Consider the following 16,209-nt stretch of genomic DNA (forward strand, 5'->3'; position numbering starts at 1 on the left):
AAAACAAGGCTTTCAGCCGAATCACGGTTTGATATTCAGCGCAATTGTAAAAAAAGCTGACGCCCATCAGCGTCTCTGATTAGGTGTCAGCGGGGTTTGGCAGGAAGTACGCCTTTCCCCCTATCAGCGTCGCCGGGTCGATAGGCGTGCTCAATGGATGCCATCAACCCCAAAATAGACCCAATCGCCCGCTATGCCAATGACCCCTCCGAGGTGAAAGCGGAAGTTACCAACACGACCGGTTTCGCCTACTTCGACACTTTGGCGCTGTGATATGGTTTGGACGAGTCAACAATTGATTGCGGTCACTCGTGGCAGCGCCTATTCACTCAACTCTTACGAGATCGGACTAGGACCCAGTTATGCTTGGTTGGACTGCCAGGGGAATCGCCGAAGTGATCGGCTTGCTGAGCATCGTGGGATCTCTCGCCTTTGTGGGACTTGAAGTAAGGCAAAATTCGGTTGCAACACGAGCCTCCTCAAATGCGTCAGTTGCAGATGCATTCATCGAATTAAATCTACTCTTAGCGTCGAGCCCAGAGCTTGCCCGCGCAGTCGTCGTATCTTTTGAAGAGCCAGATAAATTGTCTCCAGAAGAGCGGATATTGGTTCTCGGTATGTGGCGAGCCCTTTTCCACGTTTGGTCGAATGGGCATCGTCAGTGGAGCAACGAAACACTAGACCCAGTTTTGTACGATTCAATTGTTTCTGAGATTTCAACATATGGTCTTAGCCAAGACGCATCTGTCGAAGATATTGATGGTAGAAGTCGCTCAATGCGATGGGCGTGGGAGAGCGAGCGGTTCATATTTAACATCGAGTTCCAGCAGTTCGTAGACGGGCTCATAGGTATAGGCAGCGGTGCGAATTGAGTTCTAAAGACGGCCGTTGTTGCCACATGGCAGACCCTAGAATATTTGAAATCTCACATTGAGGATCGGCCGCCTTGAGTTGACAACGGCCATCATCACTCATCGGCAAACGCAGCCTCACTCGACCGAACAGCCTTAGCAGCTTACAGCTCAATTGACCCTTACAGGGAATCCATTGCTGTGAGCTCAACACCCTGACCCTCCAGTCGACAATACGAACATAGTAAGAACCGAGACCAGACTTTTCCGAGGACTTCCCTAAAAAGCTCCGGCGCGATAAAAAAAAGGGGGCCCAAAGGGCCCCCAAAAAAACGCATTAAATAATGCGCCCGCAAGATGGTTACTTAGCAGATACGAACTCCGGGTAGGCCTCCAGGCCACACTCCGACAGATCCACACCTTCGTATTCCTCTTCTTCCGTGACCCGGATACCCATGACACTCTTGATCGCGAAGAAAACAATAAAGCTGGTGGCGAATACCCAGCCAAAGATAGTGGCTGCACCGATAAGCTGACCACTGAAGCTGGAACCGTCGTTGGTTACAGGAACCAGAAGGAGACCCAGTAGACCCACAACACCGTGCACCGAAATAGCACCGACAGGATCATCAATCTTGAGCTTGTCCAAAGTGATGATGGAGAAGACCACCAAAACGCCACCGACAGCACCAAACAAGGTGGCCATCAAGGGAGTAGGCGTAGATGGCTCAGCCGTAATTGCCACAAGACCTGCCAAAGCACCGTTAAGCGCCATAGTCAGATCTGCCTTACCGAAGAGCAGTCGTGCTGTAAGTAGCGCAGCAACCAGACCACCACAAGCAGCGGCATTGGTATTCATAAAGACGACGGCGACAGCGTTGGCGTTTTCTACGCTCGCCGTTGCAAGCACCGAACCGCCGTTGAATCCGAACCAGCCCATCCAAAGGATGAATGTGCCAAGGGTGGCCATAGGCAGGTTGGCACCGGGGATCGCTACGACAGATCCGTCAGCGCGGTACTTGCCCTTTCGAGCTCCCAGCAGCAGAACACCAGCCAGAGCAGCAGCCGCACCGGCCATGTGAACAATGCCCGAGCCAGCGAAGTCAGAAAAGCCAAGGTCGCCCAAGGTGTACATACCAAAGACAGGGTCTCCGCCCCAGGTCCAGTTGCCTTCCATGGGGTAGATGAAGCCCGTCATGACTACGGCAAAGATCAAGAAGGACCACAGCTTCATGCGCTCGGCAACCGCGCCAGACACAATGGACATGGCGGTAGCGACGAACACAACCTGAAAGAAAAAGTCAGCCGAAGGTGCGTAGGTGGCAGCCTCCTCAGCTCCCGCGACACCGTCCCCAGTGATGCCCGCAAGCATGCTTGCGCCCAGCGAGGGATACATAATTGCGTAGCCGCAAACCATGTACATGGTGCAGGCAATAGCAAACAGTGCAACGTTTTTAGTAAGGATCTCGGTGGTGTTCTTGGATCGCACCAGACCGGCTTCGAGCATGGCGAAGCCAGCGGCCATCCACATTACCAGGGCACCGCACACGAGAAAATAAAACGTGTCCAGTGCGTAGCTCAGTTCAAAAATTTGGTTTTCCATGAAAAGTCTCTCGTGCTGAATTCGGGGCTGTTAGCGCTAGTCAGTAGAGGCGCTGTTAGATCGCTTCTTCGCCGGTCTCGCCGGTGCGAATACGAATTACCTGCTCCAGGCTGGACACGAACACTTTGCCGTCTCCGATCTTTCCGGTATTTGCAGACTTGGTGATCGCTTCAATCGTTTGGTCGACCATGCCCTCAGCAACAGCCACTTCGATCTTTACCTTGGGAAGAAAGTCCACGACGTACTCGGCGCCGCGATACAACTCGGTATGACCCTTTTGTCGCCCAAATCCTTTGACTTCTGTAACGGTGATGCCCTGCACGCCGATTTCTGACAGTGACTCACGCACGTCATCCAGCTTGAATGGCTTCACAATTGCCGTTATCAACTTCATTTACTTCTCCTGACTGAACAAGGGCGCACAACTGGCGCCAATCGGCTCGCCGTTTAATCGTCTTATTGCACCACCTCGAGGGCAGCACGACGTTTCCGTATATGCTTTGAGCAATGGATATGCCACACATGAATTTCCATTAATAATCAGTGCATTACAAAAAAATCGACATAAATCGGTCGATAAAAAGGGTGCGAGCACCGCAAATAACGCACCATATTGGTGCTTGGTGTCACTTTGGTGCACCGCCTTGAGCTGTGATCTGTGAACACCATCCTCTACACTGCGTAAGCATCAGGCAGGAGAACTTTTTATGGCGCTTAAACCGCCCCCCATCAGTGAAGTTATGCAACAAGTCAGCGAACTCGTCGGGCCAGCTGGCCTGGTAGACGAGGTCGATCGCAACGCGCGCCAGCTCATACAATCAGCCCTGCGCAAGCTGGATTTTGTGAGTCGTGAGGAGTTCGATGCGCAAAGTGAAATACTTGAACGGACTCGCAGCAAAGTAGCCGCCCTGGAGTCAGAGCTAGCCGCCATGAGCGCGCTGGTAGATGCTCTCGAAAAGAACGCGGTCGACTAAATAGAAAATTGCGTCTTATTGATGATCAATCAACTGGCGTAGACGCAGTAGACTCAAGCGGCAGCTAAACGCTGCTCGCACGCGAGGCAAGGATGCCATCGCGATTACTCAGGGACGGGTCATGAACTACGCCGTGGTTCTATCTCGGGCCAATCAAGGCCTGAACGCGCCATTGGTGCGTGTTGAAGTACACCTCTCTAACGGACTGCCGGCTTTTACGGTCGTGGGGATGCCAGAGACTGCCGTGCGGGAGAGCAAAGATCGCGTGCGCAGCGCGCTGATCAACTCCCACTTCGAGTTTCCTGACCGGCGTATTACGGTGAACCTCGCACCTGCGGACCTTCCAAAGGGGGGAGGTCGCTTCGATCTTCCCATCGCGCTGGGCATCCTCTGTGCGTCGGGGCAGCTACCGCAAGACGCACTGCTGGGAAGCGAGTGCATCGGGGAGCTGGCTCTGGATGGGACTTTACGGCCGGTGCGCGGCACTGTCGCCGCGGCAATGGCTGCCGGCCAGAGTAAACGCCGAATACTGCTTCCCACTGACTCCGTGCAGTCCTGTCGGGCCATACCCGACAGCACACTCGTCCATTCCTCAGACCTGCTGTCGCTCTGTGCGGTGCTGCGCGGACGAGCACAGCCGCCCGAAACGAGTACAGCTCCACTGGAGTCCATGCAAGCTGGGCCTGATCTTTGCGAAGTATCGGGTCAACTCGTACCGCGCCGTGCGTTGGAGATTGCCGCCGCCGGCGGACACAACCTCTTGCTGACAGGCCCCCCAGGCACGGGTAAAACCCTTCTTGCCAATTGCTTACCGGGCATCCTGCCACCGCCCGATCACCGTGAGTGGCTTACAGTATGCGCGCTGCATGACCTGCAAGGAGAAACGCTTCGGGGACAGCAACGCGCCTTTAGAGCACCGCATCACAGTGCCAGCGCTGCAGCCCTGGTCGGGGGTGGCTCCATCCCCAGGCCAGGAGAGATCTCGATGGCACACGGGGGCGTCCTGTTTCTCGACGAACTCCCAGAGTTCTCCCGGCACACACTGGATATGCTCAGAGAGCCACTGGAGACCGGCGAGATCTGCTTGGCCCGTGCAAGTTGCAGTATTCGCTACCCCGCCCGCTTTCAGTTGATTGCGGCGATGAACCCCTGCCCCTGCGGATTTTCCGGGGACCCTCACAAGCCCTGTAAATGCAGTACTGCACAACGCCTGAGCTACAGCGCGCGGGTGTCCGGCCCGTTACTGGACCGACTAGACCTACATGTTCGCGTCGAGCGGGAAGATGCAGGCGACTTGTTTTCCTGTGGCCAGGGCGAAAACTCAGCGACTGTGCGCAGCCGCGTAATACGCTCAAAGACACAGCAGCATCGGCGGCAAGGCCAAAGCAACTCTCGGCTCACCGGTTCAACGCTTATAGACAGTTGCAAGCTTGGCACTGAAGAAAAAGCACTTGTTGAACGCAGTGCGGCAGGATTGAAACTGTCTGCCAGAGCAGTGCACAGGATGCTGCGCGTAGCACGCAGCATTGCCGATCTGGCAGAAGAAGATTCCGTGAGCGCCCCCCACTTACAGGAAGCCTTAGCTTATCGCGACACGGTGCAACAACATTGAAAACGGCGCTGACGGCAGTACTGAAACGGTTAAATTCAGGCACAAAAAAACCGCCGTAGCGAACTATGGCGGTTCCTTTCGAAGGCTCGTTTGCGCGAGCCTGCCGGCTACATCTTTACTGACTGTTCTCGATCATGAAATCAACCGCAGCCATGACGGCCTCGTCGGACAGGTCAGCTCGACCACCTTTGGCCATCATTCCAGATCCGGCTATGCCATTGATACCGCTGTTGTAAAGCGCATCGATGCCCTTGGCGATACGTGGCGCCCAGGAACCCGAATCCCCAACAATGGGAGCGCCCGCAGCACCCGAAGCGTGACAAGCCAGACAGGCCATGTTGTAAGTACCCTCGCCGTCGATAACGGCAACCGCACCCACGGCACCCATCGCTGCCGGCGCGCCACCACAGTTCTCGCCCTGCAGACACACTTCACCAACTGGCGCTATGCGCGCCTCAATGGCAGCACGCTGCTCATCGGTAAGTTCTACGGCTTGCGCCGCGACAATCACACCCAGTGACAGACCTAGCAATAAAATTCGCGTCAACACGGTAAATCCTCCGTTTCGTGGGCGCGCATTATAGCCGCAGCGCAAGCTGCTTCAAAGCGAAGACTGCAGCCCCAATAACCACGTGGATTCGAGCCTCTGCTACCATTTGGCCGTCACAAACCCTAACGTTAATCGCGCAAAGAGAAGTCCACTATGCATTTGTATACCTATGACTCCGCTCCCAATCCACGACGTTTGGGCCTATTCCTGGCATTCAAGGGAATAGAGCTGCCCACTACCCAGATTGATATGCGTGCCAATGCGCACCGCGACGCTGAGTTTCTGGACGTTAACCCCCTGGGCACACTACCCGCGCTCTTGACCGATGAAGGCGTACTGCTGACAGAAGTTATCGCCATCTGCGCCTATCTCGAAGAGCTCTATCCGACAAAGCCATTGATGGGCAGTACTCCCCTGGAGCGCGCACTGGTTATCAGCTGGGATCATCGTATCTTTGTTTCCATCTTCGAAGCTTTCGCAGAAATGCTCCGCAACCGCAGCCCGGCCTTCGAAAACCGCGCGCTTCCCGGGCCTCTGGATGTGGAGCAGATACCGGCACTGGAAGAACGAGGCCGCAAGCGCTTTCGGGGTAGTCTCGAACTTTTTAACCAAGAACTGGGAGACAAACCTTTCTTGTGCGGCGACGCCATTACCTTTGCTGACATCGATCTTTTGGTCGGTGTAGAAACTGCTCGCTGGGTGAAAGAATCCATTCCTGAAGGCTGTGACAAGCTCACCGCGTGGGCAGAGCGCTGTCGCGCCGCACTAAGCTGACAGCGCAGCCGCTCAAGCCCCGGGCGCAGCGCGTCTGCACATTCCGCACAACAGCGCTGCTGGTCGCGGGACCACTGCTACTGCTGTCCGCCTGCACTGACGGAGGGCAGACAGCCGAGCTGGAGGATTATCTCCAGCGCCTGTCGCGTCCACTGGGTATCGAGGTAATACAGGCCGAGGTACCTACAACGCCGATGCCGCCGCGAGCGGAATCGCTGCGCATTTCACTTAAGGGGAGCAAGCTTGATGGACTGGACTTTCTTCGCCTTAGGGGCTGCTCCCTGCAGCAGACGGTGGCCAAGCGCAATAGCAGCTTAGGCAGAGTTGCTCCGCCATCCCAGCGCCTGCTCATGGAATTGGCGTTCCTACGGGAGGCACCAGCTTGTATCGATACGCTGCTGACTGACGGGCGGGAAGAACTTGCCAGTGTCATCAAGGAAAGCGCCGTCCTCAAGCGATCGCAACTTCCCGCTTTGATTTTTAACGCCACCTTGGGGAATCGCGAGTACCGCGACTTCTGGCGCACAGTTCAGGCACAGGAGGATTACCCTGCACAAACCAGCAGCCTGGTCATCACCGCTTTGGAGCAGATCACCGCAGACGCAACTCGTTGGCTCGCGGGGGATTATCAAGTCGATGAAACACGCTTTGAGTTGGCGCTCGCGGACATCGCGCAGGGCGACGGTGGTGAACTACTGGATGCATTATCGCGGCAAAGGGCCTATCTAGACGCGGCAAATGCGCTCATTGACCGGCGTATCGCCAAGGGTCCACTTTGCACGGACAACACCCGGGGCAAGGCAGCACCCATCCTGCGCACGGTGATAGGCAAGTTTTTTGTTGAGCGCATTCAAGTGCGAGCCGCCGAACTGAACAAGCGCTATTACCAGCTAAGCGAGCCTGTAACGCAGCTCGAATCATTGTTATCTGCTGTGCTCACCAGGGATTATCAAAGCTGGCAAGAGAATAGGAAAACCAAACTCAGCAGGGATATCGCGGCACCACGCCATCACGTCAATCAACTACAACAACTTCTTGGCACTTGTTACGCTGAGTTTGCCCCAGAAGTCACAAAAGACATTGATCTGTAGGCCATGGCAGCGCCGTAACTAGCTAAAAGGTGGATAACAAGTCATGGAAGAACTCGAGTCAGACATCAGCGCAGGTGCCAGCAACATCAGCGAGCGAGTGGCGCTGAGCAATGAATGGCATGCGCGCCCGTTATTGGCTTTGCCCTCGCCGCTGCGTTGCTCGCACATTGTTTGCCTTCGCGGTGATGTGAGCCTTGAGGAGCGCCGGGAGCAGTTTGCAGCATTTTGCCAAGCCCAGGACCAGAGTGGGCCATGCAAAAACAGCCGTCACCATTCTGTGCAGGTGGGTAACTGTCTTCTGAAATGGGAAGGGCATACCGAGGCAGATTCCTACACCTTGCTTGTAGCTGGCAATGCCGAACCTCCCTTTGCAGCCTCGGCGCTGACTTTTTTGGACGCCAGCATGAGATCCCGACTGCTGGGCGAACTCTTTATTGGCGTTCATGTAGAAGTCATCTGCGACACAGACAGCCCGGAAGACAGTCGCCTGAAACGAATACGCGCCCTCTTGGGCAGTAGCGAAGTCTATGGCGGCACGGTATCGCGTGGTAAGGGCGAGATCTGGTCCAGCTTTCGACTGGATGCGGAGGGTTTTCTCCGCGTTGTTATTGTGGACTGCGGCCTCAGCGAAGCGCGTTTGTCCCGTCATCTGCAGCGGGTACTCGAAGTCGAAACCTACCGCATGCTGGCGATGCTGGGGCTTCAGGCCGCCCGAGAGGTCATGGGCACCTTAGGCGAACTCGAACCGGCCCTCGATGAGGTGATGGAGCAAATTGCCCATCGGGACGCGGATCCAGCACTGGAGCGACTGCTGCAACGAATAACTCGTATTGCGGCAAAAGTTGAGCATGTGGCAGCGGCGCACGCTTACCGGTTTGCCGCTGCCCGGGCCTATAACGGCATCGTGGAACGACGTCTTGCTGAGCTTTCGGAAGCGCAAAAGGGCAGTGCCCCGCGCTACACCACCTTCCTTCAAAAAACCTTGATGCCGGCCATGCGAACCTGCGAGGCGGCAGAGCGACGCACCCAGGAACTCGCGCAGCGCGTCACCCGCGCCACACAACTGCTGGACTCCATGGTCGATATGGACCAGAAAAAACAGAATCAGGCCATTCTCGAAAGCCTGGCCGAGCGTGCAAATCTGCAGCTGCGACTCCAACAATCGGTAGAAGGGTTTTCTATCTTCGCCATCACTTACTACGCGGTAGGTTTGCTTGGCTATTTGTTCAAATCGGGCAAAACACTGGGGCTCGCCGTAGATCCGGACCTACTCACCGGTATCACTGCGCCCGCTGTGCTCGTGGTTGTTTGGCTCTCGGTGCGAAGCATCAAAAATCGACTCAAACACTAGCTCAGTCGTCGGTCTTGGGTTGCGGCATCGGAAGCTCTCGCTTGGGATGCATACCGTTAACCATCCCCATAAACGGGGGATGGATGGAATAACCCAACAAGCGTCGCATATCTTCCGACACGCTCGCCGCGGTCTCTTTAGATACCGACAGGAAATAATTTTCCTGGGTACGCAGATAAGGCTCGCAATACTGCCCGGTAAAAGCCAGTCGGCTGCCTCCCGAGTAGTTCTCGCCACCGCCATGCCACAGGTTGCCCATAAACAGAATGCAAGAACCTGCGCGCATCAGCGCCTTAATACGCGGATCGCTATCCTCGGGCGTGCGCCCCTCTCCCCAAAGATGGCTCCCGGGTATTGCAACTGTTGCTCCATTGTCTTGTGTAAAGTCATCGATGGCGAAAACCGTAGCGACACTTAATGCAGGCCGAGGACTTGGCCAGGGATAAAAGCCATCATCAATGTGCAATGGCTGCGCCGGCGATCCACTGAGTATGTTAATGACCTGCGCCTGGGACAATAAATAATTGGGCTTCAGCAAGCGATCCAGGTGCGCAAGAATCAATGGGTGGGTAATAAAGTCATCGGCAGCGCGGCACTTTTCTGGCAGTCCGTAGAGCCTTTGCGTGCGCTCACCCTCAAAAGAATTACGTCCAGGTTTGTCCAGATAAGCACTAGCTTCGCTGCGAAGTTGCTCCAGCTGTGAGGGGTTTACGAGGTCTTCAATAATCACAAAACCATCACGCAGAAGCGCCCTGTGCTGTGACTCTAAAATCGTCGGGTCTATCTTGGCCGCCGCTGCGCTGTCGGTAAACGTGTGGGTTCGAGCAAGATCAACGTCGAAGTAGTCTCTAAAACTATCAATTTGACGAAACCGGGGGTCATCGCGGCCGCTGGGTCCATTTGCCATAGCTTTGCCTCTAGCTTTGCAACACGCCGCTCATTTGGGAAACAACAAGGTTAAATTCAAGCGCAGTCCCCAACCCTCGGCCCCCCCGCGAGGGCTTTCCGCCCAATACCGGGCACCGGCACCCACCTGCAACATCTGTCCCCCGACCCGAAGCAGTTGAGCGACATTGAGGTTTATGGGCGTAGACCATTGCTGAGCACCCCAGTCGTAGGTTGACTCCGTATTCAGTGCGAAAGTCGTCTGCGTGCCGGTAATATAAGTGAGAAATGGCTGCAAAAAAGTGGCACTCACATCTTGATCACCAGAGCCTGCAAAGGACTCGATATGGTTGACCAAGACGCCATAGGTCCAGGGCCCGGTTTGCTTCAAAGCAATACCGGTGGGCCCTGCACCCCACTTGTCAGCACCCAGAGCATCATCGCTGGCAGTGGGCAGTAAAAAAACCGGGCCCGCCCCAAGAATCCAGCCGCTCTTACTGGCCTCTACGGGAGAAAAAAACAGGCTCTGCACCACATCACCCACGCCGGACTCACCCTGCCGCGAAGATGGAACATCTGTCTGGTCAATAAGCGGCAGAATCGTTCGAGAAATCAGGTTCCAATCTTTATTCAGGGATATAGGTATCACGGGCTGCACATTCACCCGTAAAACGCTGCCATCGTCTGCGCCAAAGCCATCATCGTAATTAGCTTGAATGGGTACGCTGATTAAAGCAGCCACCGGGTTAGCGAGCTTTTTGGCCAGATCTGTAGAGTCCTCTGCCGCCTGGAGTGCGGATAAGGGAAACAGCAGTGCCATAACGGCAAATGTCGTCAGTTTGTTCATCCGGGCATAGTGCCACAGCAGCGCTCTCCACGCATGACAGGCTCATGCACCCATACCGCGCTCAGCACAGCTTTGTCTAAGGAAGCGACTGGCAAGGCTTTGTGCAAAAATGGCCAGCCTGTGCAAAAGCACGTCACCCGTTTACTCACCGTCGCGGAGCACCTCATGACATCCCCTATTCTGGCACTGGAACACATCAGGATCACCGTGACTGATCTGGCGACAGAGATCGGCCATTACGCGGCCTTACTGGGCGTAGCACCCTCCTGGCAGGGCACTGCGGGCGATGAAGAAATGGCAGTCTTCAACACCGACAACATGTCCGTGCATCTTGTAGCGTCCGAGCAAGCGCGGGGTCTGGAGGCCATTTGCTTTGCCGTAGACAATCTCGAGCGCATACATCGTCGACTAAAGCGCGTTGGTATTGCTTCTCATGAGACTCCAGAAAAAACCCACAGCGCCACAAAAATTACCCCAAAAATGCACATCGCAGCCAGCGTTGATACCCGGGGCATTCAGCTATCTTTTATCGAACGAAATGCGAGCTTTGGGATGACAACGTCCAGCGCAGCAAACGGGCTCGACCATATCGTTATCGCTTCACAGGGTGCCGAGGGGACAGCATTCTTGCTCGGATCTCAACTGGGCCTGGACATGCGCATGGATATGAGCCGCGCAGAGTGGAAGGCACGTCTGATGTTTTTTCGCTGTGGCGATTTAATTGTCGAAGTCTTCGAACAACTGGGTCAGGACGGGGCCCAGACCATTAATGACGCCGCATCCAAGCAGGACAGCTTCTACGGCCTCACCTGGCGGGTTGCAGACGCCGATGCCAGCCATGCGCGACTCAAGCAGGCGGGATTTGATGTCTCAGAGGTACGAAAAGGACGCAAACCAGGCTCCCGTGTACTTACGGTGCGCAACAACACAGCTGGCGTTGCCACACTGCTTATTGAGTTGCCTGCGGCCTAAAGACCGCGGAGCAGCAAGTTTCATCGCCACTCTCAAGGACCGTCGCTCCTCACTCCCGGCTCAATAAACTTTCTGGGCGGCTCAACCCCGCTTCACTCGAGCTGCTCAAAGGATTGCCGTCTGTCTCGCCGAATTAAAGCCCCGCATTGCTGGCCCTAATACCGAGCACCAGCGATGAAGCAAAAAAAAGCCGGCAATCAATGCCGGCTTTTGCTTACGCTCCAAACCCAAGGCTTAGGCGTTCGCTTTACGCTCTTTGACTTCTGCAATAACAGTCTCTGCAACGTTTGCGGGGCATGGCAGGTAGTGCGAGAACTCCATAGAGAACTGACCACGACCCGAGGTCATGGTACGCAGCGTACCAATGTAACCAAACATCTCTGACAGAGGCACTTCGGCCTTGATGCGAACACCGGTAGGACCTGCGTCCTGATCTTTGATCATGCCACGACGACGGTTTAGGTCACCGATGACGTCACCAACGTGATCATCAGGCGTAAATACATCTACCTTCATGATGGGCTCGATCAACTGAGCACCCGCTTTAGGCATGGATTGACGGAATGCACCCTTAGCAGCCAATTCAAAGGCGATGGCTGAGGAGTCAACGGCGTGGAATCCACCGTCATACACTTCAACTTCAACGTCCAGAACCGGGAATCCCGCAACAGTACCTTCGCCCATGAGGCTCTTGAAGCCCTTCTCGATCGCCGGGAAGAATTCCTTGGGAACGTTACCGCCCACAACCGAGGTAGAGAAAGTAAAGCCAGAACCGGCTTCACCCGGGCGGATACGGTAATCGATCTTGCCGTACTGACCTGAACCACCCGACTGCTTCTTGTGCGTGTAAGAGTCGTCGATTTCCATGGTGATAGTCTCGCGGTAAGCCACCTGCGGCTTGCCCACGTTGAGCTCAACGGCATAGGTACGCTTGAGGATGTCGACTTTCACATCAAGGTGCAGTTCGCCCATTCCCTTGAGAATGGTTTCGCCTGAATCTTCATCGGTCTCAACACGGAACGAAGGATCCTCAGCAACCATTTTGCCGATGGCAATCGCCATCTTCTCGGCACCGGCCTTGTCCTTTGGCGCCACAGCGATCGAGATCACTGGCTCCGGGAAGACCATCGCTTCCAAGGTGCAAGGATGCTTGGGATCACACAGGGTATGACCTGTCTGAACGTTCTTCATACCTACGATGGCGATGATGTCGCCAGCCTGGGCCCGCTCCAGTTCGTTCCGGTCGTTAGCGTGCATCTCAACCATACGGCCAACACGCTCAGATTTGCCGGTAAAGGAGTTGAGGATCGTGTCACCACGATTCAATACACCCGAATACAGACGCACGAAGGTCAGGGCACCAAAACGGTCGTCCATGATTTTAAACGCCAGCGCGCGCAGAGGCTCTTCGGTAGAAACCAGTGCCTTCTCGCCGGTAGCTTCACCCAGTTCATCGGTAAGATCCTGGGGATCTACTTCAGTAGGGTTAGGCAGGTAATCAACAACCGCATCCAGAATCAGCTGAACACCCTTGTCCTTGAACGCAGAACCACAGTAGGTCGGGAAGAAGTCCAGCTTACGAGTACCGCTACGGATACAACGCTTAATATCATCCATAGAGGGCTCATTGCCCTCTAGGTATGCTTCCATCAGGTCATCGTCCTGCTCAACAGCAGTTTCGATGAGCTTTTCACGCCACTCTTCTACCTCGTCAACCATGTCCTCCGGGACATCGGTAATATCGAATTTCTCGGGATTGCCTGGATCAGGCCAGGTGTGCGCCTTGCGAGTCAGCAGGTCAACAACACCGATAAAGTCATCTTCACGGCCGATAGGCAGCACCATTACCAGTGGGTTAGCACCAAGTACATTCTCTACCTGATCAACAACACGCAGGAAGTCCGCGCCAATACGATCAAGTTTGTTCACGAAGATGATTCGCGCAACTTCAGATTCGTTCGCGTAGCGCCAGTTTGTCTCTGACTGGGGCTCTACACCGCCAGATCCGCAAAATACGCCAACGCCGCCATCCAAAACCTTAAGCGAACGATAAACTTCTACTGTGAAGTCCACGTGTCCCGGGGTATCAATGATGTTCAGACGGTGATCTTTCCAAAAACAAGTAGTCGCAGCGGACTGAATGGTAATGCCGCGCTCCTGCTCCTGTTCCATAAAGTCGGTCGTCGCCGCACCGTCGTGCACTTCACCAGTCTTGTGGATCTTACCGGTGAGCTTAAGGATACGCTCGGTGGTCGTGGTTTTTCCGGCATCAACGTGAGCGAAAATGCCGATGTTTCTGTAAAGCGATAAGTCAGCCATGGTCTTTCTCAAGGATTCAAATTTGGGGGGCAAAAAATAGCTGGCGAAGGGTACAGGAAAACGCCCGCCATTGGGAGTGCCCTGAAGGGGCTTTTTGCAGCAGTCAAATTAGGCCCGCAAAAGCAGCCTGACCGCAGTTCCGGTTGTCTGGGCGGTAAACGTGGGCCGAGCATCAGAGGGCGTCAACAATGTACACTGCAATTGTGCCTGATAGAGCTAGCAACTTGCCCCCAAAGCCCAGAGAGTGGGAGGACGTGTCCTCCGACGTATTTAGGTCGCAGATTGTGCCCCGGTACGAGCCGGCGGTACTTCGTGGGCTCGTGGGGGACTGGCCTGCGGTGCAGAAAAATGCCGAGTCTGTGCCCTCCGTGCTTGACTACATGCTTATGCTGGATAGCGGGCAGGCGGTTTATACCGTCGCCGGAGAACCCGCGATCAAGGGGAGGTTCTTTTACGACCAGCAGTTGCAGGGCGTTAACTTTGGCAGTATTGCCTCCCCGCTTCGATCCACGGTGGAGCACCTTTTACGCCTGCGTGAAGCTCCCGAACCGCCCGCCATCGCAGTGCAGGCCGCGAATGTTAACCAAGCACTGCCTGGCTTTACGCAGGAGAACCCCCTGCCATTGCTGGACGACCAGACGCAGCCCACTTTTTGGTTAGGTAACCGGGCGATAGTCGCCCCTCATTTTGATGTAAAAGACAACATCGCTTGCGTGGTATCAGGTCGCCGTCGATTTACCCTGTTTCCACCGGAACAAATCCACAATTTGTACCTGGGCCCCATACTTAGCGCCCCGGGCGGCGTGCCGATCAGTATGGTAGATATCCGAAATCCCGATTTGGAGCGCTTCCCTCGCTATGCCCAGGCCCTTGAAAGCGCTCTGCAGGTTGAACTCGAGCCGGGAGACGCCATTTACATACCGGCGCCTTGGTGGCATGCCGTAGAGTCACTGGACAGTATCAACTTATTGGTGAACTACTGGTTTGCAGGCGTTGCCTCAAGCGGAATTTCGCCAAAGGCGAGCCTGTTGCACAGCATTATGGGCTTGCGAGGCTTGCCTGAAGCGCAACGCAGTGCATGGGGACATTTCTTCAATTATTATCTCTTTGCCGAGACCGATGTCACGGAGCACTGGCCTCCGGGCATTCTCGACGTCGTGACACAAATGAGTCCGCAGCAAAAGGCTTCGCTTATCCGTTTTCTGAGCGACTCCCTACAAGAGTGAAGCAAGGCTAATGGAGAGCTACGAATGAGCTGGTTCAAACGGGGCGATAAAAAAGCGACTTCGGAGCCGCCTGCGAGCCCGATCATCGAGGCCAAAGCGCCGGCGCCGGCCGCCGTCACCATGGATGCATCAAGCGCCGATCTGGATGCCCTGGCAACGCTGTCAGCTCGCAAGACCCCGGATGAACTTGCAGACCTCTTTCTGGTGATGGAAGAACACCTGAACGAGTTGGAGCTGGAAGATATTCAGGCGGTGATGGCGGCGCTTCGACAACCGCCACCACTGGTTGAGCGCCTCAGTGGAGGCCTGGACGACCCCGAAGAACTGCGCGAGGCGATTCTCTCAAGCCCCACCCTATCTGCTGATGTGCTGCGCGTGGTGAACTCTGCGGCTTTTGCACTCACTAGCTCTATTTCGAGCATCGAACACGCCGTAGCTTATCTTGGCACTACCATGGTCCGCGGACTGGTCCTGCAAAGCACTGTCGGGCAGGTTATGAAGTTTGAGACCGACGTACAAAAAGCCGCTTACATGCGCATATGGCGATCCAGCTACGTCGCAAGCGCCACCGCACAGGCTTACGCAACAGCACTGAACCTGGAGCAACCGTCGATTTATGCCACCCGCGCGCTGCTGGTCAACATTGGCGACCTGGCGCTGATTTCTGCACACCCGGAACTGTCCATCATCTACGCGCCAAAAACGGGCTTGCTGGGCCGGGTTGAGACTCAGCAACACGACGTTATGGCAAATTCCGCAGTGCTAAGCTCAATGCTGGTCCATCAATGGGGCCTTCCCCAGGATCTCTGCGACGCACTACGACATTCACTCACTCCACTGACCTGGACACCGGATGACAACGAGCGCAGCACCCAGCAGCAACGAGACGACCTCATCCTGTACCTCGCCTGTCGCGTCGGCGACGCCGTAGCGTATTCGGGCCTCAAGGATATCGCTGAGTTTGATGTGCTCGCCCAGGAATCGCCGGACTTTTTCTACGTCCCGGAATATTTACGACGACTGGAGCTTGGGGGTTTACTGAGAGTGTTAGCTGATCGAAGCCACGGTCGACGGGTCCAACAAATTGTCGACACATTTGGCGGGTAAACCTGCCTGCTCACGCATATACATACGGCAACTTTTATATTAGTGTA

The 16,209-nt window shown here is 55.2% G+C and carries 15 protein-coding genes; 9 read left to right on the forward strand and 6 right to left on the reverse strand.

What is annotated here, in order from left to right; translation table 11 throughout:
* Positions 1 to 362 precede the first annotated feature (362 nt).
* The gene (locus R0135_RS09795; RefSeq protein ID WP_407346645.1) at positions 363 to 872 is read left to right on the forward strand and encodes a hypothetical protein; all 510 of its coding nucleotides are present in this window, start codon (positions 363 to 365) and stop codon (positions 870 to 872) included.
* A gap of 340 nt (positions 873 to 1,212) precedes the next feature.
* Here the strand turns inward: R0135_RS09795 and R0135_RS09800 are convergent, their stop codons facing one another.
* Positions 1,213 to 2,454: an ammonium transporter gene (locus tag R0135_RS09800; protein ID WP_407346646.1), complete on the reverse strand. Its 1,242-nt coding sequence runs from the start codon at positions 2,452 to 2,454 to the stop codon at positions 1,213 to 1,215.
* A 55-nt stretch (positions 2,455 to 2,509) separates the two neighbouring features.
* A complete protein-coding gene (gene glnK, locus R0135_RS09805; RefSeq protein WP_040809830.1) occupies positions 2,510 to 2,848 on the reverse strand; it encodes a P-II family nitrogen regulator in 339 nt (112 codons plus the stop codon).
* Positions 2,849 to 3,161: 313 nt separating this feature from the next.
* On the opposite strand from glnK, the gene R0135_RS09810 reads away from it, so the two are divergent.
* Together R0135_RS09810 and R0135_RS09815 are read left to right on the forward strand one after the other, a co-directional pair.
* Positions 3,162 to 3,428 carry an accessory factor UbiK family protein gene (locus R0135_RS09810; RefSeq protein ID WP_407346647.1) on the forward strand — a complete coding sequence of 89 codons (267 nt, stop codon included), beginning with the start codon at positions 3,162 to 3,164 and terminating at the stop codon, positions 3,426 to 3,428.
* Between the two features lie 121 nt (positions 3,429 to 3,549).
* The gene (locus R0135_RS09815; protein ID WP_407346648.1) at positions 3,550 to 5,040 is read left to right on the forward strand and encodes a YifB family Mg chelatase-like AAA ATPase; all 1,491 of its coding nucleotides are present in this window, start codon (positions 3,550 to 3,552) and stop codon (positions 5,038 to 5,040) included.
* A gap of 115 nt (positions 5,041 to 5,155) precedes the next feature.
* On the opposite strand, the gene R0135_RS09820 is transcribed toward R0135_RS09815, so the two are convergent.
* Positions 5,156 to 5,590 (reverse strand): c-type cytochrome, encoded by a 435-nt coding sequence (locus tag R0135_RS09820; protein ID WP_407346649.1) that lies wholly within the window; start codon positions 5,588 to 5,590, stop codon positions 5,156 to 5,158.
* 153 nt (positions 5,591 to 5,743) lie between these two features.
* Here R0135_RS09820 and R0135_RS09825 point away from each other — a divergent pair, with 153 nt between their 5' ends.
* Genes R0135_RS09825 through R0135_RS09835 form a run of 3 tightly spaced genes read left to right on the forward strand, consistent with a single transcriptional unit; the run spans position 5,744 to position 8,806 of the window.
* The gene (locus tag R0135_RS09825; protein WP_407346651.1) at positions 5,744 to 6,364 is read left to right on the forward strand and encodes a glutathione S-transferase family protein; all 621 of its coding nucleotides are present in this window, start codon (positions 5,744 to 5,746) and stop codon (positions 6,362 to 6,364) included.
* Positions 6,331 to 7,455: a DUF3080 family protein gene (locus tag R0135_RS09830; RefSeq protein WP_407346652.1), complete on the forward strand. Its 1,125-nt coding sequence runs from the start codon at positions 6,331 to 6,333 to the stop codon at positions 7,453 to 7,455. The genes R0135_RS09825 and R0135_RS09830 overlap by 34 nt, the downstream gene beginning before the upstream one ends.
* Before the next feature lie 43 nt (positions 7,456 to 7,498).
* A complete protein-coding gene (locus R0135_RS09835; RefSeq protein WP_407346653.1) occupies positions 7,499 to 8,806 on the forward strand; it encodes a DUF3422 family protein in 1,308 nt (435 codons plus the stop codon).
* Position 8,807: 1 nt separating this feature from the next.
* On the opposite strand, the gene R0135_RS09840 is transcribed toward R0135_RS09835, so the two are convergent.
* Positions 8,808 to 9,713, reverse strand: a complete 906-nt coding sequence (locus R0135_RS09840) for a phytanoyl-CoA dioxygenase family protein (RefSeq protein ID WP_407346654.1) — start codon at positions 9,711 to 9,713, stop codon at positions 8,808 to 8,810.
* Positions 9,714 to 9,743: 30 nt separating this feature from the next.
* A complete protein-coding gene (locus R0135_RS09845; protein WP_407346655.1) occupies positions 9,744 to 10,538 on the reverse strand; it encodes a transporter in 795 nt (264 codons plus the stop codon).
* A 165-nt stretch (positions 10,539 to 10,703) separates the two neighbouring features.
* Between R0135_RS09845 and R0135_RS09850 the strand changes: the two genes are divergently transcribed.
* Positions 10,704 to 11,510, forward strand: coding sequence for a VOC family protein (locus tag R0135_RS09850; RefSeq protein WP_407346656.1), 807 nt, complete (start codon positions 10,704 to 10,706; stop codon positions 11,508 to 11,510).
* Between the two features lie 234 nt (positions 11,511 to 11,744).
* On the opposite strand, the gene fusA is transcribed toward R0135_RS09850, so the two are convergent.
* Positions 11,745 to 13,829 (reverse strand): elongation factor G, encoded by a 2,085-nt coding sequence (gene fusA / locus R0135_RS09855; RefSeq protein WP_407346657.1) that lies wholly within the window; start codon positions 13,827 to 13,829, stop codon positions 11,745 to 11,747.
* A 188-nt stretch (positions 13,830 to 14,017) separates the two neighbouring features.
* Here fusA and R0135_RS09860 point away from each other — a divergent pair, with 188 nt between their 5' ends.
* Together R0135_RS09860 and R0135_RS09865 are read left to right on the forward strand one after the other, a co-directional pair.
* On the forward strand, positions 14,018 to 15,055 hold the full coding sequence (locus R0135_RS09860) for a cupin-like domain-containing protein (RefSeq protein WP_407346658.1): 1,038 nt from the start codon (positions 14,018 to 14,020) through the stop codon (positions 15,053 to 15,055).
* A 24-nt stretch (positions 15,056 to 15,079) separates the two neighbouring features.
* A complete protein-coding gene (locus tag R0135_RS09865; RefSeq protein ID WP_407346659.1) occupies positions 15,080 to 16,162 on the forward strand; it encodes an HDOD domain-containing protein in 1,083 nt (360 codons plus the stop codon).
* Positions 16,163 to 16,209: the final 47 nt, after the last annotated feature.

The sequence above is a fragment of the Congregibacter variabilis genome (assembly GCF_045689235.1).
In the GTDB taxonomy this organism is placed as follows: domain Bacteria; phylum Pseudomonadota; class Gammaproteobacteria; order Pseudomonadales; family Halieaceae; genus Congregibacter; species Congregibacter variabilis.

Coding starts and splice junctions, on each gene's coding strand:
- R0135_RS09795 (WP_407346645.1), top strand. CDS start 363: ATGCTTGGTTGGACTGCCAGGGGAATCGCCGAAGTGATCGGCTTGCTG.
- R0135_RS09835 (WP_407346653.1), top strand. CDS start 7,499: ATGGAAGAACTCGAGTCAGACATCAGCGCAGGTGCCAGCAACATCAGC.
- fusA (WP_407346657.1), bottom strand. CDS start 13,829: ATGGCTGACTTATCGCTTTACAGAAACATCGGCATTTTCGCTCACGTT.
- R0135_RS09840 (WP_407346654.1), bottom strand. CDS start 9,713: ATGGCAAATGGACCCAGCGGCCGCGATGACCCCCGGTTTCGTCAAATT.
- glnK (WP_040809830.1), bottom strand. CDS start 2,848: ATGAAGTTGATAACGGCAATTGTGAAGCCATTCAAGCTGGATGACGTG.
- R0135_RS09845 (WP_407346655.1), bottom strand. CDS start 10,538: ATGAACAAACTGACGACATTTGCCGTTATGGCACTGCTGTTTCCCTTA.
- R0135_RS09865 (WP_407346659.1), top strand. CDS start 15,080: ATGAGCTGGTTCAAACGGGGCGATAAAAAAGCGACTTCGGAGCCGCCT.
- R0135_RS09860 (WP_407346658.1), top strand. CDS start 14,018: ATGTACACTGCAATTGTGCCTGATAGAGCTAGCAACTTGCCCCCAAAG.
- R0135_RS09800 (WP_407346646.1), bottom strand. CDS start 2,454: ATGGAAAACCAAATTTTTGAACTGAGCTACGCACTGGACACGTTTTAT.
- R0135_RS09850 (WP_407346656.1), top strand. CDS start 10,704: ATGACATCCCCTATTCTGGCACTGGAACACATCAGGATCACCGTGACT.
- R0135_RS09815 (WP_407346648.1), top strand. CDS start 3,550: ATGAACTACGCCGTGGTTCTATCTCGGGCCAATCAAGGCCTGAACGCG.
- R0135_RS09810 (WP_407346647.1), top strand. CDS start 3,162: ATGGCGCTTAAACCGCCCCCCATCAGTGAAGTTATGCAACAAGTCAGC.
- R0135_RS09825 (WP_407346651.1), top strand. CDS start 5,744: ATGCATTTGTATACCTATGACTCCGCTCCCAATCCACGACGTTTGGGC.